Below are 24,653 nucleotides of genomic sequence, written 5' to 3' on the forward strand. Positions count from 1 at the left end.
AGATGCCAAAGACCATTTTTTTTGACAGAAATCCGTCTGAAAAGGTAGCTCTGGTGGTCGCTTCTAGGCTGAGAAAGACTGGCAAAACCAATTCTCGTTCCAAATTACTCTGGTTACAGCACTGATTTCTTGATCTGGGAAGCTGACTTTTCCCCCCTTCTCAAAAAGTCATTGCCACAATTGAGAGTTTTGAGGATATATTAATTTATTGAGTCTGTAGATTGGGGTCAAACACGATTCACCACTCGCAACGCTAAAGGATATTTTCTAAGATCATGACTGAACCCGCAAAAGTTTCCCTAACCGGGAAGGCACTACTTCAAAAAATAAAAGAGCTCTCAGACAAATCAGTGCGAGAAAAAGCCAAGCTCTGTGGCTACTACACTGTTGGCAAGAATGACCAGACACGGGTAAATCTCACAGATTTTTACGATGCACTGTTGGCTGCCAAGGGAATTCCTCTGAGTCCAGAGGGTTCCAAAGATGGTCGTGGACGCGAACCAACCTATCGCGTCAGCGTCCACAAAAATGGTCAAATCGTCATTGGAGCAACCTATACGGAAGCTATGGGCTTAAAGCCTGGCGATGAATTTGAAATTAAGCTGGGCTATAAACATATCCGCCTGATTCAAGTCGATGAGAAAGACGGAGATTTCGGCAATGAGACGGAGGATGACAACGATTAGGATGAGCGTCAAGGGATGATTTCTCCTGAAGAATCATCTCAGAGCAGCGGGGAGCGTCACCTGGCATTCACCGTTGCTCCAGGTCACGGTTAGCCCTGTTGCTGTTGGTATTTGACAGCTGTCGTCCTCATGGTATTGGTCTGCTTAACTGCCTCTGTGATCAGAGATGATGTTGATCCCAACCTGCCTCCATCTGCTCCTGTTTTTCCTCATTTGGGTGGGATTGTGGCTTCCCTTTGCAGTCCCCCTCGCCATCACCCTCCACTGGCGACCCTCCCAGCCCTTGCAACTTCAACAAAAGCTACCCCTATTAGCTTCTTTGTATGTGTTGGCTCCACTGCTCCTCAGGGGGTGGTTGCAGGTGATGGGTGGGACGTGGGCTGATTATGGGCTGGTCTGGCAATCGACCCTGGGGGTGTCACTGGGGATAGGGTTGGGAGTTGGCAGCCTCGGTCTACTGTTTTTATTCGTCGGTCAAGGGGTGTGGGGTTGGCTGCAATGGCAGCTCCAGCCAGGGAAACTGGCAGCCCTATGCCTGCCGGTGCTGCTGCTAGCCCTCTGGATCAGCTTCACCGAGGAACTGGTGTTTCGGGGGTTTGTGCTCACCCAATTACAAGCAGCCTTACCACCCTGGGCGGCAGCGGTGATCGCTAGCGTCATCTTTGCCCTCCTGCACCTAATCTGGGAGGGACAGGGCACCCTGCCCCAGATACCGGGGCTGTGGCTGATGGGTATGGTTCTGTGTCTAGCTCGCTGGGTCGATCACAACCAACTAGGTCTGGCTTGGGGGCTTCATGCTGGCTGGGTTTGGGGCATCGCTCTCCTTGATTTAACCGCAACCATTACTGTTACCAACCAAGCTCCTCAGTGGCTCACGGGTTGGGACGGTAAGCCTCTCTCGGGGTGCCTCTGTCTGCTATTGCTGCTGCTTACCGGTGGGGGGATTTGGGGCTTCAATCCTCACCTGGATCGGTATATCCTTGGAGGTTTTCTGGGTTAATGCCCTGGAGAATCCGGCTGGCTTTGCGGGTCAGAGTTTCTGTGCCTTTGACCACCACCAAATACTTACCCGCATTTAGACGATTCCGATAGGGCAGGGCATCCCCGCCCCCGACGATCAAACCGACACCACCCCCCACCAGCAGGCTCCCCATCCCCCCGGAGCCCGCACCCAGTATTCCCCCAATCACATGATTGCCCAATTCTCCAGCCCAGGCAAAGGTTTCTAGGTGGCTAATGACGCTAAAGGTATAACCAGCAAAAAAGCCAAAGGGCACGAGCCAGGATGCCATCAACCGCACTTGTTTACGAGCTTGTTCATTGGGATCAATCAACCCATATTCATCCGCACTCTGGTATCCCCGCCCTAGAATTGCGACCTGCTGCATTGGTAGATCCTTTGTTTCCAACACCGAGTAGGCGGTTTCGGCTTGAATGCGATCGGAGAATACAGCAACCAGATAATTTGTCACATCAGCTTCCTCATCAAAAATCTTTCCCGTAACCAACCGCATGGACTCACCTTTGCAGATACAATGCTCTGTTGTGGCAATCCTCTTCAGCAATTCATTATCAGAGTATGCCTCTCCAGCAGTGCTGTCTGCTGCAAGGCTGGTTTCGTTGACACTTGGCGATCATCAGCGCTCCTCCCCCTCCTTCTGATTGTCTCAGATAGGCTTTCCTCTTCCCACGGGTTTAAATATGCCGAAGGTTCTCGTTTCCGATCCCATTGAACAAGTTGGAATTGACATCCTCTCCCAGGTTGCTCAGGTGGATATTCAGACTAACCTTTCCGCCGAAGAACTGGTGCGGATTATTCCGGAGTACGATGCGTTGATGATCCGCTCCGGCACCCGCGTCACGCAAGCAATTATTCAGGCCGCTACGCAGTTAAAAATCATTGGCCGTGCTGGGGTTGGGGTTGACAATGTCGATATCCCTGCGGCAACGCGTCGGGGAATTGTCGTTGTGAATTCTCCGGAAGGCAACACCATTGCGGCAGCTGAACATACCCTGGCGATGATGATGGCACTGTCTCGCCATATCCCAGAGGCAAATTACTCTGTAAAGAGTGGACAGTGGGATCGAAAACGCTTTACCGGGGTTGAGATTTACAAGAAAGTTCTGGGAATCGTCGGCTTAGGGAAAATTGGCTCTCATGTTGCAACCGTTGCCCGCGCCATGGGCATGCGGCTCTTGGCCTATGATCCCTATCTGTCCCTCGATCGAGCGGAACAGTTGGGCTGTCGCTTGGTGGAGCTAGATCTCTTGATTCAGGAAGCAGATTTTATTACCCTCCATCTGCCCAAAACCCCAGAAACTGCGAACTTGATCAATGCCCCTATCTTAGCCAAGATGAAGCCAACGGCTCGTCTCATTAACTGTGCGCGGGGCGGGATTATCGATGAGGCTGCGCTGGCAGAGGCACTGCAAGCCGGTCAAATTGCTGGGGCAGCTCTAGATGTCTATGATAAAGAGCCATTGGCAGCCGACTCTCCCCTGCGGCAGCTCAGTCGAGAGGTAATTCTCACCCCCCACCTGGGTGCCTCAACGGAAGAGGCACAGGTGAATGTTGCCATTGATGTAGCCGAACAAATTCGGGATGTGCTGCTGGGCCTACCGGCTCGGTCAGCAGTTAATATTCCAGGGCTACGCCCCGACTTATTGGAAAAACTGAAACCCTATTTGCAACTCGCTGAAACCCTAGGTAACTTAGTGAGTCAGTTGGCGGGGGGGCGGGTTGAGTCTTTGAAGGTCAGCCTCCAAGGAGAGCTAGCCACCAGTGAGAGTCAGCCGGTGGTGGTAGCCGCCCTCAAGGGGTTGCTTTCCCATGCCCTGCAAGAACGGGTTAATTATGTCAATGCCAGCATTGAAGCTAAGGAGCGGGGAATCCGGGTCATTGAAACTCGGGATGCCTCTATTCGCGATTATTCTGGCTCCCTGCAGTTGTCAGCGACGGGTTCTCTGGGTGAGCACTCCGTGACGGGTTCCCTGCTCGGCGATAATGAGATTCGCATTACCAGTGTGGACGAATTCCCGATTAATGTGCCCCCCGCCCGCTTTATGCTGTTCACGCTGCACCGGGATATGCCGGGAATTATCGGTAAAATTGGCTCCCTACTGGGAAGTTTTAATGTCAATATTGCCAGTATGCAGGTAGGGCGCAAGATTGTTCGGGGTGATGCCGTGATGGTTCTGAATATTGATGATCCTCTCCCGGAGGGTCTCCTAGAGGAGATTATGAAGGTGCCTGGCATTCGCGATGCCTATACTGTGATGTTGTAATCCAGCCTGTGACCAATAGTTGGTGGGAAATTCAAGTTCACTGCACTCCGATGTTGGAAGATACCATCTTCTGGCGCATGGAGGAGTTTGGATGTAGGGGAACGGCGAGTGAACTCTGGGGAGACACCTTTGTTGTTAAGGCATATATTCATCAAGATCAGGCCCATCCTCTAGATTTAGCAGCCCTCGCCCTGTCTCTGCGTCAGGATGCCCTGTGTCTCCAACTACCCGAACCGATCACCCAGTGGGATGTGATCGAGGAAGAGGACTGGGCTGACGGTTGGAAGCAGTACTGGCATCCCCAGGAGGTGGGCGATCGCCTCCTGATCTATCCCGCCTGGTTGCCGTTACCGCCCGTGTGCGATCGCAAGATCCTGCGCCTCGATCCAGGGGTTGCTTTTGGCACGGGTACCCATCCAACGACGCAATTGTGCTTAGAAGCATTGGAAATGCGGTTAGGGTTGGGGTCTAGTCAGGCTGTGGTGGCGGATATTGGCTGTGGGTCTGGGATTCTGTCCATTGGAGCCTGTCTGTTAGGGGCTCCCCAGGTCTTTGCGGTGGATACCGATCCCCTGGCGGTGCAGTCTACTGCCAGCAATCGGGAATTAAATCAACTGGATCCCCAACGGTTGGTCGTTGCCTTGGGGAGTGTGGCACAGTTACAGCAACTCACCCCCGAACCCGTGGACGGGATTGTTTGCAATATCCTGGCGGATGTAATTATTGAGGTCATGCCCCAACTAGCAGCGATCGCGAAACCGACCACCTGGGGTATTCTCAGTGGATTGTTATTAGATCAGGCGAAGGCGGTGGCGGATGCCGTTGAACACGAGGGCTGGGTAGTTGCAGCTCTCTGGAAACGCAAGGACTGGTGTTGTATGAACATCCGGCGCACCTAACCCAGAGGCTTCAGAACAGTGAGGTCAATTTAAATATTCCGGATCTAATACTCCGGCACCGATGGATCAACCTCGCGACTCCAAGCTTGAATCCCACCCTTGACATTCATACCAGAAATTCCAGCCTGTTGTAGCAGCCCCAATGCCTTGGCTGATCGTCCCCCCATCTTGCAGTGGACAATCAAGCGATGACCATTGAGTAACTGCTTCACCTGAGAAATCCCGTCGCCATTCTCAATGTCGGGGAGCGGTACCAGAACGGAACCAGGAATCCGTGCAATGTCGTATTCATTGGGATTGCGGACATCCAACAGCACATAATCCTTCGCCCCACTATTGAGTAGCTGGTGCAACTCCTGAACCGTGATTTCCGACAGTGCGGCCTGTTGTTTTGCCTCTTCTGCCTTTGCCTGGGGAATGCCGCAGAACTCTTCATAATCCACCAGCTTTTCAATGATAGGACGCTCTGGATTGGGACGGAGTTTAAGTTCCCGGAATTTCATCTCTAGGGCATTGTAAAGTAACAGCCGACCACTGAGGGTGGTTCCCTGACCCAGGATGATTTTGACCGTCTCGGTTGCCTGAATCACCCCAATGATGCCGGGCAAAATCCCGAGTACGCCTCCTTCTGCACAGGAGGGTACCATTCCTGGTGGGGGTGGATCTGGGTAGAGATCGCGATAGTTAGGGCCAGGTTCACCTGGGTCATAGCTCCAATCATTACCACTTTTACGGAGGGCGGCCTGTTGATCCGGCGAGAGGGTATTCCAGCGCTCGGGGCGTCGCCAGCCGCCCTGATAATTAAACACCGTGGCCTGTCCTTCAAAGCGAAAAACTGGAGCCATAGACATTGGGTTTAGCGAGCAGTACACAGGCATCATTTACCAGATACCGAGTTGGAAAGTTATCGGTGCCATCCACCACAATGTCGTAGGGTTTGAGAATCTCTAGGGCATTTTCAGAGCTCAAGCGGGTCTCGAACAGATCCACTTGGCAGTAGGGATTGATTTCCAAAATCCGATGTTTGGCCGACTCAATTTTGGGCTTACCCACCCAGGAGGTTCCGTGGATCACCTGACGCTGGAGATTCGAGGTATCCACCACATCAAAGTCTAAAATTCCAATCCGCCCTATACCGGCGGCAGCTAGGTATAACAGCAAGGGTGAGCCGAGACCGCCAGTACCCACACAGAGCACACTGGCAGCCTTCAAGCGTTTCTGACCGTCTAGACCCACCTCCGGTAGGATCAGATGGCGAGAATAGCGTTCGTACTCTTCCTTCTGGAGTTGGATGTCAGCCAAGTTAGGGTTCAGCATGGTGGATGCGATCGCAAAGGATAGGGATAGGGCGGTGCATATATCCGTAGATCTATGCTACACAGGGCAATGAGTTTCAGCAGTTGTCAATTTGTTACAACGCCCCTGATCTAGACTCCGGAGGGCTGGAGGTCAGGGTTTCCAGGGGGGGTAACCGGATCATACCCCCCCGGGATGAAAGGGATGGCAGCGAAGCAGCCGCCGCACCGCTAACCAGCTACCACGCCAGGCACCAAAGCGGGCGATCGCCTCTAGCGCATACCGAGAACAGGTCGGTTGATACCGACAGACGGGCATGAATAGGGGAGAAATCAACCATCGATAGGCCTGAATCAACCAAATGAGGATGGTTTTCATGGGGGCAAATCCAAAATAAAGCGCTAGTCAGGCAGATGAGAAAATGATTCAGACTGTCAAACGTCGATTCTGGGAGACTGCCTGACACGCGATCGCACAAAGGTTTGTGGCAATGGCTAGACAAGCTAGGCCAGAGGGATCGTTTTTCACGGCATCATGGGCATCATGGCGCAGACCTTTGGCAATCCTGAACAGTTCTTGCCCCGTATGGAGGTAATGGTCATCATAGTTGAGGGTGAAAAACTCCAAATCATCCAGGCCATCGCCCACATGATTCAAGGAATAGTAAAGGTAGGCAGCGACACCCGCTGCACTCACAGGATTCGGCATCGATCCGAAACAGCGCTGAGCTTTGCTCAGCCGATGACGACAGTCCTCAAGATAGACTTGAAAGCCTGCCATTAACTCATCGTCAAAGGGATCAGCAGCCAACAGGTTAATCTCCTGCTTCAAGGGTTGCAAAATTTGCCAAAGGAGTTGTTGTACAGGTTCATAGACTTGGTAGAGCCAGCGCTGGAATTGGGCATCAGCATTGGGGGCTGATCGGCGGTGGTGTTGGTAGTGTTTCTGAGCACTGGCCGTGCGTTGTTGCCATCCGGAAAGATTCTCCCCCCAGGTACTGCCAGCCGCCGCTCCCCCTAATCTGACTTGATACTGCAGGTGTTGATCATAAAATTGCCGCCGATGGGGATCACCGAGGACTTCATAGGCGGCGTTAATCTGGGCAATCTGCTCGTGACTGACCAACTCACGATTGGTATCTGGATGAAAACGTTTGGCAAGTCGGCGGTAGGCTTGCTTAATTTCAGCTTGGTTTGCAGCTGAGCTAATATTCAGGGTTTGATAGTGGTTGCAATCTGCCATTACCCCATTCTATAGCGCTTCAGTCTTTCACCCCGGCAGCAGTGACATTAAGGGTTCTGGCTCCTGGAATAAGGGAGTACTAAGATAACGTTCGCCAAAACTAGGCTGTACCATCACTATCAACCGCCCTTGATTCTGGGGGCGTTGCGCGACACGAATGGCCGCACACAATGCCGCACCACTGGAGATGCCTGATAATAGACCCTCTTCCCGAGCCAAACGACGACCAAAGTGAATGGCTTCATCATCCGTGACGGTAATTACTTCATCAATGATTTCCAGGTTCAGCACCTCAGGTTTAAACCCAGGGCCAATTCCTTGAATCCTATGAGGTCCCGGCCTACCCCCTGAGAGTACGGGACTATTGGCAGGTTCAACGGCGATCGCTTGAAAACCTGGTCTACGGGGCTTAATCACCTCTGCAACCCCCGTAATCGTGCCCCCTGTGCCCACCCCTGCAATCAGAATATCAATCTGACCGTCCGTATCAGCCCAAATTTCTTCCGCTGTGGTTTGTCGATGGACGTTGGGATTCGCTGGATTACTAAACTGCTGCAACATAAATGCATCAGGCAACGTAGAGACAATCTCCTGGGCGCGGCGGATACATCCACTCATGCCCTCAATCCCCGGTGTTAGCTCTAGCTCTGCACCATAGGCTCTCAGCATTGCCCGGCGTTCAGCGCTCATCGTTTCTGGCATGGTGAGAATCAAACGGTAGCCTTTTGCAGCCGCAACCATGGCAAGGGCAATTCCAGTATTGCCAGAGGTTGGTTCAACCAGAATCGTTCTGCCAGGATGGATGATGCCCTCGGCTTCCGCGACTCGAATCATATTCACGCCGATGCGATCCTTAACCGAGGCCGCAGGATTCATCCCCTCTAGTTTGACCACAATCTTGGCTACACAACCCTCACTTTGAGGAACCCGATTCAACTGCACCAGTGGCGTACGTCCCACCAAATCGGTGATGTCCTGAGCGATTTTCACGCACCCTCCTAATCATATATAGTACATGATATCTAATTGGCGTCTGGCATCTCGCCGTTCGCAGAGATCCTGCAATGTATATCGCAGTAGTACAGCTTTGGCCGTTTGATCGACTTCCTGCCAAACTTCGCGAATGACAGCACTTTCCAGGGACTTGGTGATCGCCTCTTCATCCGACGTCTTCGGATCCAACCCTTCGAGACAATCCACAACTTCTAGCAGATTGATCTTCCAGGGTTCTCGAGCCAGTAAGTATCCCCCCCGTGCCCCTCGTTGACTGCGAATCAGCCCCCCCCGCCTCAGTGTCGCCAGTAGCTGTTCCAGATAGCGATCTGGAATGTTTTGTATCGCTGCAATCTGACGAATCTGTAAGGGTTCACCCTTGTGATAGCAGGCTGCTAGCTCCAGCAATGCCAGAATCCCGTACTCGGTTTTACAAGAAAGTTCCACAGGTCAGTTCCAGAGCAAACATCAAAATGGCAAAGATACAGAAAATTCCTCAGGCCATTTTCAGTATACTCCGGTTTTCCCCTCGGGTTTTAGGACATGCAAGGTTTGATCAGGCATTGCTATGCCTTGCAAAACAAAAGCTCCCTCCTATCCACCAGAGGGAGCCTAAACTGAACTGACATAAAATTATCAATGCTATGTCAGCCCATCATTGCTTGGCTAATTCCTAGAAACGGAACGTAGAACGAATCACACCCACAAAGATCGGGTCGTTGCTAGCATTCCCTTCTGGATTGATTACGGCAATGATACCAGGGGTAATGTCGAGGTTATCATTCACCGAGAACCGATAAAAACCTTCCGCCATAACAGTTGTATCTTGGTCGATGCGACGGTTATTGGGAAGCACTGGGTTGCCAGAAGGACCAAAGTCGCTGTTAATTGTCCGTGGAGGTAAACCCACCACCAGACCTGCTAAATCTCCATCCTTGAGAAGGTCTTGGAAGGCAAAGGTAATCGCAGCGTTGAAGATATTAGCCTGATCCCCATTTTCAACTGCTGGATCCGCTGCTGTTCCCTGCCCTCCAATGGTGTTCACTGTGCGCTGAGCATAGGTTTGAGTATAGCCAGCCCAAGCTGAAACAGTGAATTTGGGTAAGACTCTGAAGGTACCTTGCCAACCAAAGGCATCCGCTGTGGTGGGAACTCGACCCGCCGCTGCACCCGTGGCACTGGTACTCGCAAAGGGGTTGTTGGAGAAGGTAGTGGATGGAGCACCGCCAAAACCAGCACCAAAGGGTGAATAGGCTCTCACGTAGGTGAAACCTAGATCAATTGTTTTGGTGGGCTTGAATTGCAACTGGGCGATCGCAGAGTAGGCACCATTAAAAAGCCCATTATTATTCAATGGGTTCGCTGGATCAGAGCCTCCCTGACCTGCGAAGTAGCCACCGGTAATGGTTAAGCTACTCAAGATTTTGTAGTTAACGGTGAAACCTGTACCATTGCCACCCGAAACCAGGTTATAGATGGGGTTAAACCGGCCAAAGCGAGAAAGGGCACCTCTAGCACTACTTTCCAACAGTGGGTTAAAGGTGAACATGTTGTCATTAAACTCACCCCCAACCGCCGCCACATAGAAAGTGGTTTTGTCTCCTACTGGGAAGCGATATTGCAACTTACTAACAAAAACGTCATTGCCGTTGGTGCCGTCAAAGGCAAGGCGAGTCTCACTGGTACCTGTAATTGCACCTTGAAAAGGCGTAATGTTGTTCGCCTGGAACCGGGTTCTTAACTGATCCTTACCCGTAAAACTGGTGTCAAAGTTGAGACGAATCCGATCCGCCAGGATGGTATTTTCCGGGATATCGGTGTTAGGGGTTGTCCCCGCTGGCAACCCAGTACCGGAGGTTGATTTACCTGCATCCACTCGTCGCTGAGTATCAGAGTTGATGGCAATATTATCGCCGATCAGCCCTGCTCCCACGACCACAATTTCTCCATTGAGCTTGGTTGTGGTGGAAAACTGTTGAGCCTCTAATTGAGTGGTTCGCGCTTCCAGGGTGTCTACTTGCCCACGAACCATTGCCAACTCAGCGGCAAATTCTTCTTGCAGCTTTTGGAAAGCCAGCAACTCTTCCTTAGTCAACAAGGGCGAGGTAGTTGCTGACAGCAATTCTTCGACGCGCTGCATACAGGCATTTAGACCAGCAGCAAACTCATAACGAGTCAAGGCCCGCTGGCCACGATAGGTGCTATCGGGATAGCCCGCAATGCAACCATAGCGCTCTACCAATGATTGCAGGGCTTGAAATGCCCAATCAGTGGGTTGCACATCTGATAACTGGGAGACCGAGGTCACCTGACCCATCGGTTTGCCAGGTTTGGTCGGGGTAGCCGCACCCAATGTTGGTGATTCAGGGGCAGCTAGTTGGGAGACTGGAATCACCTGTCTCATCGAGCCTGCCCGGGGACGCACGGGCTGGATGGTTGGAACGTCACTAACAGGAGCTGTTGAACTGACGACCGCCGGCGCTACCGTAACCGCCGTAGGCTGTTCAGGGCTGGGAACTGTGGGGCTTTGCACCTCGGAAGCCATTGATGAGGTAGCACCCAGTAAGGAGGCTCCCAGAAGTACAGGGCTAAATAGCAGGGATCTTAACCAAAACTTGTTCATAGTTACTAATGTCCTCACACCAGATTAAAGGACTCAAATTCTCACACTTCCTCGTAGCTAGAATATCAGCCAGAGTCGCAAATTTCTTGTGTTCCAGCACACATTGACGAGAAACCTGATTGTCAACAAAGACGATAGCCAACGTACGCCGCGTAGCGGAAAACCCCAAAAATGGGGTTTTCCTTGCATTCAAAGCGCTGAACTTAAGTTAATGTCTTCAGAGCTTTGCTTAGAACTTGAAGGTGGTTCTGATTGTACCAATCACAGCATCATTGGCATCACTCTGACCTTGGTTGACAATATAAATCACACCAGGGGTCACAGAGATGTAGTTGTTGATTTGGAACTTATAGTAGCCTTCAATATGGATGGGCACATTATTGGTGGCAGCTGGGCCAGCAACTTGTTGTGCATTCCCCAGATAGGGCTCAGCACCAACGATTAAGCCTGCCAGGTTACCCTTCATGAAGGCATCGGGGAAGGCAAACGCCATGGCGTAGCTCCAGATTTCACCTTGGTCGAGACCAGCAGAACCACCACCGGTGGGATCTGCGGATGTGTAGCTACCCCAAGCGCTGACAACAAACTTAGGCGTGAACTGGTAGGAAACCGACAGACCACCGGAATTTGTCGTAACTGCGGAGCCTAGACCGGGGAAGTTAGCCAGTTGTGTCCCCACAACTCCTACTGCATCGCCGGTACCACCGTAATTAAAGATGGAAGACCCAGCCGTTGCGTAAGCATTAACGTAGGTTGCAGCAACCTTCAGCTTGCCTTTTAGGGGCTGGAAGCTCAATTGAGCTAAGGCACCATAACCACCATTGAAGAGACCATTGGAATTCAACGGAGTGGCGGCAGAACTGGTATCATCCCCAGCCAAATAGCCAAGGTTAAAGCCAATGACATCATTGAACTTGTAGGTGAAGCCAATCCCACTACCACCACCAATGTTGTAGATTGCATTATCTTGACCAAAGAAGGTCAGAGCGCCACTACCACCGCCGAAGTCCTCGTTATAGGGGTTAGCAGTTGTGATCACGTAGTCACTGTGCAAACCACCCACGGCTGCTACATAAACCTGAGCCTTGCTGGTGACGGGGAAGTAGTAGGCCAACCAGTCAACAATCACATCATTGCTGGTGTTGAGCTGAAAGGTTTGACGACCTTCACCAGAGGTGTTGGTTGTTACACCGGCACCAATCGGCGCGTTGCCATCAAAGTTAAACAGGGGAGCATTGGCAGAGGACAACCGGGTAATCAACAAGTCTTTCCCGGTGAAGCTGGAATTCAGCGCCAAACGTACCCGGTTTTGGAAGACTGCTTCGTTACTATCGTTCGCTGCGGAAAGGGCAAAAATGACTTCCCCTTGCAGTTTGGTGGTTGTCGAGAATTGCTGAGCTTCTAGCTGAGTGGTGCGAGCTTCTAGGGCATCTACGCGGCCACGGAGGGTTGCCAGTTCAGCAGCAAACTCTTCCTGTAACTTTTGGATCGCCAGTAAATCTTCTTTACGAACCAGATCAGCGGTTGCAGAGGCAATCAGTTCGTTCACCCGATCCATACAGGCGTTCAGACCAGCGGCAAACTCAAAACGAGTCATGGCGCGCTGACCACGGTAGGTGCCATCGGGATAGCCAGCGATACAGCCGTAGCGCTCAACTAGGGATTGCAGTGCTTGGAAAGCCCAGTCCGTGGGCTGAACATCAGACAGTTGCGAAACTGAGGTAACTTGACCTGCAGCAGTATCCCCTTCATTGCTGTATTGACTCACCTGAGCCAATGAATCTGCAGTGGAGCTTACAGGAGCCGTATTGGGAAGGCCTGCAACCTCTGCAGGAGCTGCAACAGGAGCGACGGGGGCTGCTGCTTCAGGAGCTGCGACAGGAGTGGCAGCAATTTGAACGGGCAATGCTAGGCTAGAAACCGAATTGACAGTAGTGGTTGGAGCATCAACAGTGATCTGAGATGCAGCCAAGTCTGTTTTTGCAGAGGCATCAGCTGCCAGGGAGGCAGATGAAACCATCAAAACGGCACCTAAGGCCGCTGGGCCAATCAGCAAAGAATTCAAAAGAATTTTAGACATTTTTCCTTTCCTCACACCTGCTATTAACAAGTTTAGCAAGTCACCATTCTACACACATCTTTTCTCATACTAGCTGTAAAGCTCTTTGAGAAGTGTTTCTTAGGCTACAACCTGCCAACATGCTAACAGATTCACGGTTCTATGAAACCCTACCTGGGGAAAAATGTCAAATTTTTTCAAGATCCGATGACTCGATGGTGTGGCCCAAAACCGCAAAAACCTGCCGTTGCTCAAACAGCTGTACTAGTTCCCGGTTGATTTTGTTGTGGGCCGATTCTTGGTGGAGGATGTTGAGAGCTTTGGTAACGGCCAGGGAGCGTTTGTAGGGGCGATCGCTAGCTGTGAGGGCATCGTAGATGTCTGAAACTGCCATCATTTGGGCTTGGATCGGGATCTCTGGTTCTTTTAATTGCAGCGGATATCCACTCCCGTCCAGCTTTTCATGATGTCCATAGGCAATCAAGGGCACATTTTGCAGATGCCGTGTCCAGGGGATTTGCTTCAAAAACTCGTAGGTATGGGTCACATGGGATTCGATCACCAAACGTTCTTGGGCATTTAAGTTGCCGCGCTGTACCAGCAGTTGTAGCAGCTCGGATTCCGAAATCAGGGGTTGTAGTTCTCCATCGACATCTCGGTAGGTGAGTTGCGTGAGTGCTTGCAGCCGAGCGAGGGGTTCTTCTGAAAGAATTCGGGGTTCATTGGCATCTAGAAGTAGCTGCCAATGCTCTTGTATCTCTGCAATGGCTGCTTCCAGTTGCTGCTCTTGCTGAACCAGGTAATCACAGTGGGAGCAACCGGTTGAGGATGAGTCATGAACATGGCTGGGATGCTCAATGAGATAGCGGAACTTAGTTTGAGCACACTCTAATTCCAAGCTCCGCCGAGCTAAGGCAAAGCGGTGACGAATAATTTCTAATTGGTCAGGGTAGAGCTTTTTTTGTTTCACCAAAATAGCTTCGGGAACACCCACCTTGCCGAAATCGTGGAGGAGTGCGGCGTAACGAACTTCCTGAATCTGGCGACTGTTGAAGTGGAGGGAGCGCAGGGGACCTGCCGTAATGGTCGTAACTTCTTCACAGAGGCGCACCGTTAGCGCAGCTACGCGCTCTGAGTGCCCTGATGTACAAGGGTCTCGAGCTTCAATAATCTGCACAGATGCCCTGACAAACCCTTCAAACAGATTCTCGATACTCTCCTGAAGTTGATTTCGCTCAATGGAGATAGCGGCCTGACTCGCCAGCGATCGCACCACCCGTTCTTCCCATTCCGAGTAGGGTTGGGTGACCTCCAGTGCATTCTCAGCGCTCACGATTGCCTCTGGACAAACCTTCCGGTTAATGAGTTGGAGAACTCCAATGGTTTCCTGGTCTTGATTTTGCATTGGCAGCACTAACACTGAACGCGTCCGGTAACCAATGCTGCGATCGAAGCTGCGGTCTAGCTGATAAGGAACCTCAGCAGATAAATGGTAAGCATCTGGTAAATTCAGGCTTTGCCCCGTCAGTGCCACGTAACCCGCTAAGCTCTGAGGGGTCATGGGGATGGTAAATTCTTGGAAGGATGAACCAGGTCGAGAAGCATTTTGGGCAACCTTGAACACCAAGCTAGCAGGCTGGCTGCTTTGATCGATGAGGTAGAGGCTGCCCGCATCACTACAGGTGATCTCCCGGCTCTTAGACAAGATCAGATTTAGGATCTCACCCAGGTCAAAGCTGCTCGATAGCGCGGCACCAATTGACAAGAGCTGCTCAATGAGTTCTGCGCGCTCTGAAAATTCTTGTAGCAACGTTGGGTGATCAACAATCATGACCCAGAAAATCGTGAGTATGCTAAGTCCAGGTTAGCTGCTGGTTCAGGACTCGGTCGGCGATCGCTATGAGGTCGGTTGACTCGTAAAGAGTCTTACCAATACGCTCCTAGGCTTGGCTATACGACCTTTAAAAAACTATCCGCTCTCACTCGGGATAAACGGAAGGCGTCTATCAAAGTAAGAGCGGTGTAGCGGGTCTCCGGACTGGATCAAACTGCTGGAAGGAACGCTTGACTTTAACTATCTTGAACATTTCACAGATATTTAAAGTAACTAGAGAACAGCTCCAGCACACAGCTTGCTAATTCCAATCAAGTGACCCACGCATTTACTACTATCTTGCATGGGCATCACCTCCTTGTGCCTAGGTGGCTTTAGTCTCAAAACGCTAGCTTCCCAGAGGGAGCTAGCTTTTAACTACTTGATAATGTAGCACAACGGTCAAGTTTGGGAACTGTAAAAATACCCCCGCCGTATCCCAGCGGGGGTAAGATCTCTCGGATTCAAAACAATCTGCTGATCAGTGTCACGCCAGGAAATTAAAGGGCGTTTCCACGGGGCAGTACCTCTTCAGGGAAGACAAATTGTTCATGGGGCTGATCTTGAGGAGCCATCCAGGCACGAATCCCCTCGTTCAGCAGAATGTTCTTGGTGTAGAAGGTCTCAAACTCAGGGTCTTCAGCCGCCCGAAGCTCCTGGGAGACAAAATCATAGGCTCGCAGATTCAATGCCAAGCCGACAATCCCGACCGAACTCATCCACAAGCCCATCACTGGCACAAACAACATGAAAAAGTGCAGCCAGCGCTTGTTGGAAAACGCAATCCCAAAAATCTGAGACCAAAACCGATTGGCCGTCACCATGGAATAGGTCTCTTCCGCTTGGGTGGGATTAAAGGCTCGGAAGGTGTTCGCCTTGTCCCCATCCTGGAACAAGGTGTTCTCGACGGTGGCACCATGAATGGCACAGAGCAACGCTCCCCCTAAAATCCCGGCAACGCCCATCATGTGGAATGGATTCAGCGTCCAGTTGTGGAATCCTTGCAGAAACAATAAAAAGCGGAAAATTGCTGCCACACCAAAACTGGGGGCAAAAAACCACCCCGACTGACCCAAGGGGTACATCAAAAACACCGAAACAAACACCGCAATCGGCCCCGAAAAAGCCAAGGCGTTGTAAGGACGAATCCCGACCAAGCGGGCAATCTCAAACTGCCGCAGCATGAACCCAATCAACCCAAAGGCTCCGTGCAAGGCGAGGAATGTCCACAGCCCTCCCAGCTGACACCAGCGGGTGAAGTCACCTTGGGCTTCTGGACCCCATAGCAACAGTAGGGAGTGTCCCAAACTGTTGGGGGGAGTTGAAACCGCAACGGTCAAAAAGTTACAGCCTTCCAGGTAGGAGCTAGCCAGCCCGTGGCTGTACCAAGAACTGACAAAGGTGGTGCCGGTCATCCAGCCGCCAACCGCCAAAAAGGCGCAGGGAAACAGCAGCAACCCTGACCACCCAATGAACACGAAGCGATCGCGTTTCAGCCAGTCGTCCAGGATGTCGAACCATCCCCGACTTGACTGTACACGCCCTACTGCTATGGTCATGATCAAATCTCCGAAACAGTATGGGGATAAAAAGTGCAAGCAAACCCAAAGTCTGCATTTCCTCAAAATTAAGGATGCAGAAAATAGGTAAAGTATGAGTAAAGTTTACGTTTCTTTACCATGACCATTATTATAAACGATTGATCCCGGATTGCTCTAGCCCTCTACCAGGGTTGCGGACAAGGTTGTAGTCGGTCAGGCGATGGTGTTCACCTGAACTTCAAGTATCAGCACGGTGCATCGGCACTGGTCTTTCAACAAATGAGGGATAAGAATCGACGATGAGTCAGAGGTTCATGTAACGGAATCCTCGACTTTGACTGACTATGGTCGCTTTTGTCCCTGCAACCCCTTGATTTTCAGTTTCAGTCTCAAGGGTGGCATTTGGACATGGGTTGACGTTCAATTTCCAAGTGACGATCTTCGTCATCGTACTTAACTTCAGCACAGACTCCAACTTTTAAAGGGCCATCCTCCTCATCAAGCCGGGTGCGTTGATCGGCTTGAAAGGAACGATCACCGATGATCCAGGTACCCGTGATTCCAGTCGGTCGATTGCGGAGAATGCCATAGTAGCTACCCTCATCTGCGAGGACAGCACCTGTGAGGACAAGGATTCCGCCTAGGGTGAGGCTGACGCAGCGGGTCAGCTTTTGGATAGGCTGAGCACATTGATTCCCCATCGATCAATCTCCTTTGGTTTACTCCCAGCTTCCATCATCGGCATGGGAGCTTGCCAAGTCAATCCAGAGGCTGGCATCGCCACCATGGAAGTTATTCTTGAGCTTGACTAATCCGCCGCAAGTTCAACACATCACTGAGTTTACGAATCTGGGTAAAGGTACGCTCCAGTTGATCGCGATCGCGGACTTCAATGCACAGATCAATCACCACCAGTTGCCCCGGATAGTTGAGGTTGACATTGCGGACATTGATATTGCTATCAGCCAGTCGGGTGAGAATGTCCTTTAGCACCCCCACCCGGTCAATCACCTCGATTTGCATATGCACGGGGTAGGTTTGGGGACGGCGGGCCTCGGATTCAGGGGGGTTCCAACTCACAGGCACTAGGCGATCGCCCATCACCTGCTCTAAGTTCTGACAACCCTGGCGATGGATCGAAATTCCCCGACTGCTGAGGGTGACGACCCCAATAATGGGTTCACCGGGGACGGGATTACAGCAACCCGCCAGATGGTAAACCAAGCCTTCAACCCCGGAGATCGGGGACTTCTGGGATTTGGAGGTTGGTTGATCCCGTAGGGAGCGCTGAGGGGTGGAGAGGGGCAGGAGTGCAATATCCGATTCGAGGGAAGTCGGGGCCGGTTGACGGGACTTCACGGCCTCGCGAAGTCGACTGACGACGGAGTTGAGGGTGATTTCTCCATAGCCTAGAGCTGCCAGCAAATCCTCAACACTATGGTAGTTACATCGTTCCGCCACCCCTTGCATGGGTTCTGACTTTCTTAAGGCTTCAAAGCCACTTTTGCCCAGCTCCTTTTCCAGCATTTCCCGTCCCCGGAGAATATTGGCCTCACGGTGCGATCGCTTATACCACTGGCGAATCCGGTTACGGGCTCCCTCAGTGACCACGAAATTCAGCCAATCCAAGCTGGGATGGCTGTTTTTCTGCGTCATCACCTCGACGATGTCCCCATTCTGTAACGGGGTATCGAGGGTGACCATTCGGCCATTTACCCGCGCTCCCGCACAGTGATTCCCCACTTCCGTATGGATGCGGTAGGCAAAATCAACGGGTGTCCCCCCCGGTTCAGCGGCACCACGTCGCCCTTTGGGGTAAACACATAGACATCATCTTCAAACAGCCCTTCTCTGACGGTTTCTAGATATTCTTGAGCATCTTTGAGGTCGCTCTGCCACTCCAGTAGTTGCCGCAACCAGGTGAACTTGTCATCATCCGTGCTCATGCGGGCATTGCTAGAGCCACCCGTCTCTTTGTATTTCCAGTGGGCAGCAATCCCATACTCGGCAATGTGGTGCATTTCCAAGCTACGAATTTGCACCTCGACGGGCTGACCTGAGTCCCCCATTACCACGGTGTGGAGGGATTGATAGCGATTGGGCTTAGGCAGGCCAATGTAGTCTTTGAAGCGGCCAGGAATCGGTCGAAAGGCATCATGAACAATCGCCAGGGCACGGTAGCAATCGTCTTTGGTGTCAACAATCAGTCGAATGGCGGCGACATCATAGATTTCGCGGAATTCCTTCTGCTGACGCTGCATCTTGGCATAGATGCCATAGAGATGCTTGGGCCGACCACTGATGTCTGAACAGTGAATGTCCGCCGCTTGCAATCGATCCCTCAGCACGGCGATCGCCTCGTTGAGGCGGGCTTCTCGGTCAACCCGTTTCTCGGCCACGAGTCCCTGAATCTCTCGGTAGGCCTCTGGTTCAAGATACTTAAACGCTAAATCCTCTAATTCCCACTTAACCCGTCCAATTCCCAAACGATTGGCAAGGGGAGCAAAGATTTCCCTGGTTTCGAGGGCAATGCGGCGACGTTTTTCATCTGCTAAATGCTCTAATGTGCGCATATTGTGCAGACGATCGGCTAACTTGACCACAATGACGCGAATATCCTGAGCCATGGCCAGGAACATCCGCCGGAAGTTTTCAGCCTGGCGCTCGGTTTTACTGGAAAAGTTAAACTTCGAGAGCTTTGTCACCCCTTCCACCAGACGACGAACTTCGACCCCAAATCGCTGCTCTAGTTCCTCGGGGGTAACCTCCGTATCCTCGACAATATCGTGGAGAAATCCGGCGGCAATCATGGCGCTACCCCCCCCCGAGATCCCGTAATAAACCAGCCACCGCAACGGGGTGGGCAATATACGGTTCCCCGGAAGCGCGATACTGCCCTGTATGGAGATCTTTAGCAAAGGCAAAGGCGCGACAAATTAAACTTTGATCCAGGTCAGTACGACTAGGTTCAGAGGGTAAGTCTGAGGAGGGGCCAGATTCTAGATTGAAGCCTACGTTCTCCGCATCTTCCCTGGCCACTGGGGTGGCCTGGGGTGCTATCAGACAAGACTGAAGCCAGTCTGGCGGGGTGAAGGTAATGGGTGCAGTCGCAGCCGTGACGTTCATGGGCAGACAGCAGGGTGAAAAGGCTCTACAGGACTCGGGTTAGCTGATTCTAAGACTATTTGTAAGGAAGAATACAATTTTCTTTGGGTAAAATTTAAAGTAAATTTCAATTGCCGGAGCCGGAAGTTCTCCGGGTCTGAGAGCCAGAGGAGGAACCGAAAACTTGTCGGTACCTACTGAACCCATCAATCCAGCAACATTACCGGATTTAAATCAAGCTAAATACCCTACCGATCAGGGGACTGAGGGAGGACGTCTGAGAGTATGTCCTGAAATATATGACTTAAGCTACCCTGGATACTCCAAGTATATACAAACTTCTTCATAACTCATGGGCCATCCTTCATTGATCGGGCGGTGTCTGCACCCCTGTCAGGTACAACGGTGATCCCTCGGTGCCAGCAGCACTATCAGACCTTAGAACGACGGTTGGCAACACTGGCAAGCCTCCCCCCCCCCGATGGTCAACCACCGCGCTCCGAGCATCACTCGCAGGCATGGCTCGCAGAAATTAGGGAAATTCAGCAATTTTTCCGAGATCAGATCCTCTGTTTGCCCTTAGACACTCTGGCGATCTCACCGCAGGTGCAGTCCTACCAGACTGAGATTCAGAAACAGTTGCAGTTGCTAGCGATGGATGCCACGTTTCTTCAAGCCGCTCGACAACCCGCCACCCAACAACAACGTCAAACCCAATTCCGCGATCGCTTGGCAACCTTAAACCGCTACTGTAGAGCAATTCTAGAAATGCTCAGCCCAGAATCCTAGCCTTTTAGAACCCCCTCAGGGGCGCAGAACCCGTCTGAGTTGAGGCTCGATTCATGGGCGGTGCTCGGAGCGTCGGGCACCGCCAATCCCCATCGCCCAAGATGCCAGTAGACCGATACACTGTTGGCAGAGTGATTGATCAAGGGTCAGGCGTGAGCGAACTAGGTAATCAGGAAACCAGAAACTCAACGGACTTAACATGTCCCAAGCATCGACAGACAAAGCTGGTGGCAGCAATATTAGGCAATGGGCTCCCCGTCCACACCTGTCCAGACTGTGACGGAGCCTGGATTGCTTCGCCTGCCTATGCTGCTTGGCAAACCCAGCAGGTACTCAGCGATCTGTCTTCGCCTTCAGACTGGTTTGTTAAAATGCGAACCGTCGAGTTTACCCAACCGCCGCTAGATACCAAAGCAGCCCTGTGCCCAGAGTGTGGTCGCTTTCTGGCTCGGGTGAAAATTCCTGGGAAATCTGCCTTTTATATCGAACGCTGTTCCACCTGTGGGGGGAATTTGGTGCGATCCCGGCGAGTGGGCGGTGCTGGAACACCTCGGGCTCAGTACGACGATTCCCCAATTGTTTACCAGTGAATGGCAGGTGAAGGCACGGGAGCAAGAGCTGGCAGAACAAGAGCGGCGGGCGACTCTGGAAAAGTTAGGGCCAGAATTGGCGGCGCAGGTGTTTGCCCTGGCAGCAGCCCTGCAACAACACCCGAATGGAGACTTTGGGGTTGCCTACCTGATGCGTCGATTTGAGCAGTAACCAGCCCATGGCAGATCTTTTGACGGAGCCATTGTTACGGGTGGAATCCCTCCGGGTTGCCTACCCGCTGCCCCACAATTCCAGCCAGACGCTTCACTGGGCGGTGGATCGGGTATCGCTGACGTTGCAACCAGGGGAAAAGTTGGGGCTGATTGGGGAATCGGGTTGTGGTAAGTCCACCTTGGGACGGGCGGCGTTGCGCCTCCTGCCTCCCGGCTCCGCCTTGGAGGGACAGATTATCGTGGCCGGACAGTCGGTCTTGAATCTGTCTCCCCAAAAACTGCGGTGGTTTCGCGGTGAGGCGATCGCCCTGATTTTTCAAGACCCCATGACCCGCCTGGATCCCCTGATGACCATTGGCGAACACTGCATTGAAACCCTGCAAGCCCACCGCCCCCAACTGTCTCGAAAGCAGGCTAAGGCGCGATCCCAGGAAACCCTGGATGCGGTCAAAATTCCTGCCAGTCGTTGGTCTCAGTATCCCCATGAATTTAGTGGTGGTATGCGACAACGGGTGGCGATCGCCCTGGCGTTACTGTTAAATCCGCGGCTGATGGTGGCAGATGAGCCGACGACGAGTTTAGATGTCACCGTGGCTGCGACCATTTTGCAAGAATTGACCCGTCTGTGTGAGCAACGGCAGATGGGGTTGCTGTTAATTTCCCATGATCTAGCCATGGTGGGGGAATACTGCGATCGCATTGCCGTGATGTATCAAGGCAAAATTGTGGAAATGGGGGGKAGCCACAACGGTGTTGCAGCAACCTCAGCATCCCTATACCCAATCGCTACTGCAAGCTGCGCTCCACCTCCAGGGTGCAGACACCCGCCATCCCCTTGTCCCGTCAGGGTCGCCCCTGTTGCGAGTACAGGATTTAAAAACAACACTTCCGCTTAGAGACGAATCTGCTGGCACGATTCTTGGCCGCGTCTGACACCACCATCAAGGCAGTGGATGGGATCACCCTGGATCTTCAACCCGGAGAGATCCTGGGGTTGGTAGGGGAATCGGGCTGTGGCAAAAGCACCCTCTCGCGGACGATTCTGCAATTGCTGCGTCCCACCGCTGGCACCGTTGAATTTGCCGGAACTGAGTTAACCCGATTGTCGAGGCGGGCACTGCGACAACAACGGCGGCACATCCAGATGATTTTTTCAAGATCCCCATGCCTGCCTCAACCCAAGAATGACGGTGGGGCAGAACATTGCTGATCCCCTGCGGATTCATCAATTAGCCAGCCCCTCGGCAGCGGTGGCTCAGGTACAGCGGATGCTAGAGCGGGTGGGTCTCACCCCTGCCCTTGAGTTCTCTCGCCGCTATCCAGGGGATCTGTCGGGGGGGCAGCAACAACGGGTGGCGATCGCCCGAGCATTGATTACCCATCCCCAACTGCTGATCTGCGATGAACCCGTCAGTATGTTAGATGCCAGTGTCCAGAGCCAAGTTCTTGACTTGATGTTGGAGCTAAAGCAGGAATTCCAGCTCACCTATCTATTTATTACCCATGATCTCTGGGTCGCCCGCTTCTTCTGCGATCGCATTGCTGTGATGCAAGCCGGGAAGATTGTTGAGATCGGGCCTACGGGTGAAATTTTTACCCATCCCCAACACCCCTATACCCAAACCTTGCTGAGTGCCGTGCCCTTGCTGGCAAGGGTGGCAACTTGAGCCACTCTTGCCAGGGGATGATTCAGGTTAAATGAACTGGAAGTAGCTATCCGTCAGATTTAAACCAAAGACACCGCCGTCCAATACTGCGATCAATTCATTCTCACCGGATGTCTTCAGGTAGATAGCAGTTCCTGCGGTGCCAGCAATCGGTGATGAACCTATATAATAGTCGTTCGCAGTCCCGACCAGCCGAATCACATCTTCGGAAACATTGAAATCTGTAATGAGGGCATAATCACCGTAGCCAGAGAACTCAGAACCACTTGCAATCCCATCATTGTAATAAGCCGAGGTAGCATCCCCCAGGACAAAGACATCGCTACCTGCTCCACCCGTGAGGGTGTCAATGATGCTGACTCCCAAATCTCCACTGCCTGCCCCGGTGAGGGTATCAGCATCACCGCCGCCATTAAGGCTGTCATTGCCTGCACCTCCCACCAGACTATTTTTCACACTGTTACCCATCAGGGTGTCGTCACAGGCTGAGCCAACCAAGTTCTCAATATTACTCAGAACATCCCCTTCGGCATCACCACCACTGCCCGTGCCCGTACTCAGGTTGACTAAAACTCCTGCACTGGAACCGCTGTATTTCGCAGTATCTTTGCCAGCTCCACCGTCGAGACTATCGGCTCCAGCTCCTCCAGCAAGACTGTTATTCACACTGTTACCCACCAGGGTGTCGTCAAAGGCAGAGCCGACTAGGTTCTCAATGTTATTCAGCACATCCCCTTCGGCATCGCCACCACTGCCCGTGCCCGTGCCCAGGTTGACTAAAACCCCTGCACTTGAAGTGTTGTATTTCGCAACATCTTTGCCATCCCCGCCGTCAAGGGCATCGGCTCCAGTTCCGCCTGTGAGATTGTCGTTGCCCCCTTCGCCAAACAGGAAATCGGCTCCGTTGCCACCAGATAAGACATCCGCACCAAAGCCGACCCCGAAATAATCTCCGAACAGGGTATCGATACCATCCCCACCGATGAGGGTATCGTTACCACTGACATTAGCAGCATCATAACTATCTCCGACCAACTGGTCATTGCCAACACCGCCATTTAAACGGTTATTGCCTTCAGCTCCCAGGATCTCGTTATCCAGGGCATTGCCTGTGCCATCAATATTGGCGGTGGAGAGAATTTCCAGGTTTTCTACTGTATTAGTCAGCGTGTAGCTAATGTTGGTTCTGACGGTATCCAGGCCGCTTGCAGGATATTCAATGACCACATCCCCCAGGCTGTTGACGAAGTAAGTATCGTTTCCAGCGCCACCCTTGAGCACATCATCTCCCACGGGCGGGCCAAAGGGATCGCCGTAGGGATTATCCCCATCTAGGTAGTCATCCCCGTTGCCCCCGAGGAGGGTATCCTGGCCTCCAATTCCGGTGCTGCTGTAGTTATCACCATAGATAACGTCATTGCCGTCACCACCATTGAGATAGTCATTGTCACTGCCGCCGTTGAGATAGTCATTGCCAGCACCACCCAACAACTGATTCAGCCCCGAGGCATCCGTGAGGGTGTCGTTTCCTTGCCCCCCATTTAAGGTGTCGTCGCCCAACGCACCGATCAGGGAATCATTGCCTTCTTGACCCAGGAGGGAGTCATTCCCGTCTAAGCCCAGCAGGGAGTCATTTCCGGTCAAACCTTCAATGGTGTCGTTGCCGCTGGTGCCCGTGACTAAATCATCATTGCCCGTGCCACGGGGGGTGCCCAAGATCACATAGCTCTGGCCGGAATCGCTGCCATTGGGATCGGCATCCGGAGCCCCAATCATCAGGTCATCAATGCCATCGCCATTCACATCCCCGGCACTGCTGACGGAATTGCCT

17 protein-coding genes and 4 pseudogenes are annotated in these 24,653 nt (G+C 52.3%); 8 read left to right on the forward strand and 13 right to left on the reverse strand.

The genetic code is table 11. The annotated features are described in order from the left end of the window. The first annotated feature begins 275 nt into the window (after positions 1-275). Complete coding sequence (locus tag DO97_RS12465) at positions 276-686, forward strand: AbrB family transcriptional regulator (protein WP_036533818.1); 411 nt, start codon at positions 276-278, stop codon at positions 684-686. A 166-nt stretch (positions 687-852) separates the two neighbouring features. Continuing rightward, entirely contained in the window at positions 853-1,686 is an 834-nt protein-coding gene (locus tag DO97_RS12470; RefSeq protein WP_052128690.1) for a CPBP family intramembrane glutamic endopeptidase, read from the forward strand. Here the strand turns inward: DO97_RS12470 and DO97_RS12475 are convergent. After that, positions 1,640-2,200 carry a hypothetical protein gene (locus DO97_RS12475; protein ID WP_052128691.1) on the reverse strand — a complete coding sequence of 187 codons (561 nt, stop codon included), beginning with the start codon at positions 2,198-2,200 and terminating at the stop codon, positions 1,640-1,642. The genes DO97_RS12470 and DO97_RS12475 overlap by 47 nt on opposite strands. Positions 2,201-2,387: 187 nt before the next feature. Here DO97_RS12475 and serA point away from each other — a divergent pair, with 187 nt between their 5' ends. Continuing rightward, complete coding sequence (gene serA, locus DO97_RS12480; RefSeq protein ID WP_036533820.1) at positions 2,388-3,971, forward strand: phosphoglycerate dehydrogenase; 1,584 nt, start codon at positions 2,388-2,390, stop codon at positions 3,969-3,971. An 8-nt stretch (positions 3,972-3,979) separates the two neighbouring features. Beyond that, a complete protein-coding gene (gene prmA, locus DO97_RS12485; RefSeq protein WP_036533822.1) occupies positions 3,980-4,870 on the forward strand; it encodes a 50S ribosomal protein L11 methyltransferase in 891 nt (296 codons plus the stop codon). A 44-nt stretch (positions 4,871-4,914) separates the two neighbouring features. On the opposite strand, the pseudogene moeB reads toward prmA, so the two are convergent. From moeB to DO97_RS31230, 11 genes and pseudogenes are all read right to left on the reverse strand, one after another. Beyond that, positions 4,915-6,187 (reverse strand): annotated as a pseudogene (gene moeB, locus DO97_RS29395) (molybdopterin-synthase adenylyltransferase MoeB). A gap of 110 nt (positions 6,188-6,297) precedes the next feature. Next, positions 6,298-6,544, reverse strand: a pseudogene (gene yidD, locus DO97_RS12495) (membrane protein insertion efficiency factor YidD). Positions 6,545-6,592: 48 nt separating this feature from the next. Continuing rightward, positions 6,593-7,408, reverse strand: a complete 816-nt coding sequence (locus DO97_RS12500; protein WP_072016439.1) for a J domain-containing protein — start codon at positions 7,406-7,408, stop codon at positions 6,593-6,595. Positions 7,409-7,435: 27 nt separating this feature from the next. Continuing rightward, positions 7,436-8,398: a cysteine synthase A gene (cysK, locus tag DO97_RS12505; RefSeq protein ID WP_036533827.1), complete on the reverse strand. Its 963-nt coding sequence runs from the start codon at positions 8,396-8,398 to the stop codon at positions 7,436-7,438. Between the two features lie 12 nt (positions 8,399-8,410). Then, on the reverse strand, positions 8,411-8,848 hold the full coding sequence (locus tag DO97_RS12510) for an RrF2 family transcriptional regulator (RefSeq protein WP_036533830.1): 438 nt from the start codon (positions 8,846-8,848) through the stop codon (positions 8,411-8,413). Positions 8,849-9,074: 226 nt separating this feature from the next. Then, positions 9,075-11,024, reverse strand: a complete 1,950-nt coding sequence (locus DO97_RS12515) for an iron uptake porin (protein WP_081980739.1) — start codon at positions 11,022-11,024, stop codon at positions 9,075-9,077. 229 nt (positions 11,025-11,253) lie between these two features. Continuing rightward, positions 11,254-13,104, reverse strand: a complete 1,851-nt coding sequence (locus tag DO97_RS12525) for an iron uptake porin (protein ID WP_036533833.1) — start codon at positions 13,102-13,104, stop codon at positions 11,254-11,256. A 166-nt stretch (positions 13,105-13,270) separates the two neighbouring features. Further along, positions 13,271-14,914 (reverse strand): HD family phosphohydrolase, encoded by a 1,644-nt coding sequence (locus tag DO97_RS12530; RefSeq protein ID WP_036533835.1) that lies wholly within the window; start codon positions 14,912-14,914, stop codon positions 13,271-13,273. A 542-nt stretch (positions 14,915-15,456) separates the two neighbouring features. Continuing rightward, a complete protein-coding gene (psbD, locus tag DO97_RS12535) occupies positions 15,457-16,515 on the reverse strand; it encodes a photosystem II D2 protein (photosystem q(a) protein) (protein WP_036533894.1) in 1,059 nt (352 codons plus the stop codon). A gap of 371 nt (positions 16,516-16,886) precedes the next feature. Beyond that, positions 16,887-17,198 carry a hypothetical protein gene (locus DO97_RS12540; protein WP_052128693.1) on the reverse strand — a complete coding sequence of 104 codons (312 nt, stop codon included), beginning with the start codon at positions 17,196-17,198 and terminating at the stop codon, positions 16,887-16,889. 91 nt (positions 17,199-17,289) lie between these two features. After that, positions 17,290-19,623 (reverse strand): annotated as a pseudogene (locus tag DO97_RS31230) (RelA/SpoT family protein). A gap of 357 nt (positions 19,624-19,980) precedes the next feature. Between DO97_RS31230 and patD the strand changes: the two are divergent. The 4 genes and pseudogenes from patD (at position 19,981) to DO97_RS31235 (ending at position 22,822) form a co-directional block, all read left to right on the forward strand. Beyond that, positions 19,981-20,391: a heterocyst frequency control protein PatD gene (gene patD / locus DO97_RS12550; RefSeq protein WP_162182993.1), complete on the forward strand. Its 411-nt coding sequence runs from the start codon at positions 19,981-19,983 to the stop codon at positions 20,389-20,391. A 227-nt stretch (positions 20,392-20,618) separates the two neighbouring features. Further along, positions 20,619-20,981: a TFIIB-type zinc ribbon-containing protein gene (locus tag DO97_RS26635; RefSeq protein WP_239651700.1), complete on the forward strand. Its 363-nt coding sequence runs from the start codon at positions 20,619-20,621 to the stop codon at positions 20,979-20,981. Then, the gene (locus DO97_RS26640; protein ID WP_239651701.1) at positions 20,968-21,153 is read left to right on the forward strand and encodes a hypothetical protein; all 186 of its coding nucleotides are present in this window, start codon (positions 20,968-20,970) and stop codon (positions 21,151-21,153) included. The genes DO97_RS26635 and DO97_RS26640 overlap by 14 nt, the downstream gene beginning before the upstream one ends. 19 nt (positions 21,154-21,172) lie before the next feature. Then, positions 21,173-22,822, forward strand: a pseudogene (locus tag DO97_RS31235) (dipeptide ABC transporter ATP-binding protein). Positions 22,823-22,849: 27 nt separating this feature from the next. Here DO97_RS31235 and DO97_RS27705 read toward each other — a convergent pair. Further along, on the reverse strand, positions 22,850-24,653 hold a 1,804-nt coding region (locus DO97_RS27705), incomplete at its 5' end, for a calcium-binding protein (RefSeq protein ID WP_420805872.1).

It is taken from the genome of Neosynechococcus sphagnicola sy1, from assembly GCF_000775285.1.
Lineage (GTDB): Bacteria > Cyanobacteriota > Cyanobacteriia > Neosynechococcales > Neosynechococcaceae > Neosynechococcus > Neosynechococcus sphagnicola.

Excerpts from the sequence above, each read along its gene's own strand:
- DO97_RS12465 (WP_036533818.1), top strand. The coding sequence starts at position 276 with ATGACTGAACCCGCAAAAGTTTCCCTAACCGGGAAGGCACTACTTCAA.
- DO97_RS12470 (WP_052128690.1), top strand. The coding sequence starts at position 853 with ATGATGTTGATCCCAACCTGCCTCCATCTGCTCCTGTTTTTCCTCATT.
- DO97_RS12475 (WP_052128691.1), bottom strand. The coding sequence starts at position 2,200 with ATGCGGTTGGTTACGGGAAAGATTTTTGATGAGGAAGCTGATGTGACA.
- serA (WP_036533820.1), top strand. The coding sequence starts at position 2,388 with ATGCCGAAGGTTCTCGTTTCCGATCCCATTGAACAAGTTGGAATTGAC.
- DO97_RS12500 (WP_072016439.1), bottom strand. The coding sequence starts at position 7,408 with ATGGCAGATTGCAACCACTATCAAACCCTGAATATTAGCTCAGCTGCA.
- DO97_RS12515 (WP_081980739.1), bottom strand. The coding sequence starts at position 11,024 with ATGAACAAGTTTTGGTTAAGATCCCTGCTATTTAGCCCTGTACTTCTG.
- DO97_RS12525 (WP_036533833.1), bottom strand. The coding sequence starts at position 13,104 with ATGTCTAAAATTCTTTTGAATTCTTTGCTGATTGGCCCAGCGGCCTTA.
- DO97_RS12530 (WP_036533835.1), bottom strand. The coding sequence starts at position 14,914 with ATGATTGTTGATCACCCAACGTTGCTACAAGAATTTTCAGAGCGCGCA.
- psbD (WP_036533894.1), bottom strand. The coding sequence starts at position 16,515 with ATGACCATAGCAGTAGGGCGTGTACAGTCAAGTCGGGGATGGTTCGAC.
- DO97_RS12540 (WP_052128693.1), bottom strand. The coding sequence starts at position 17,198 with ATGGGGAATCAATGTGCTCAGCCTATCCAAAAGCTGACCCGCTGCGTC.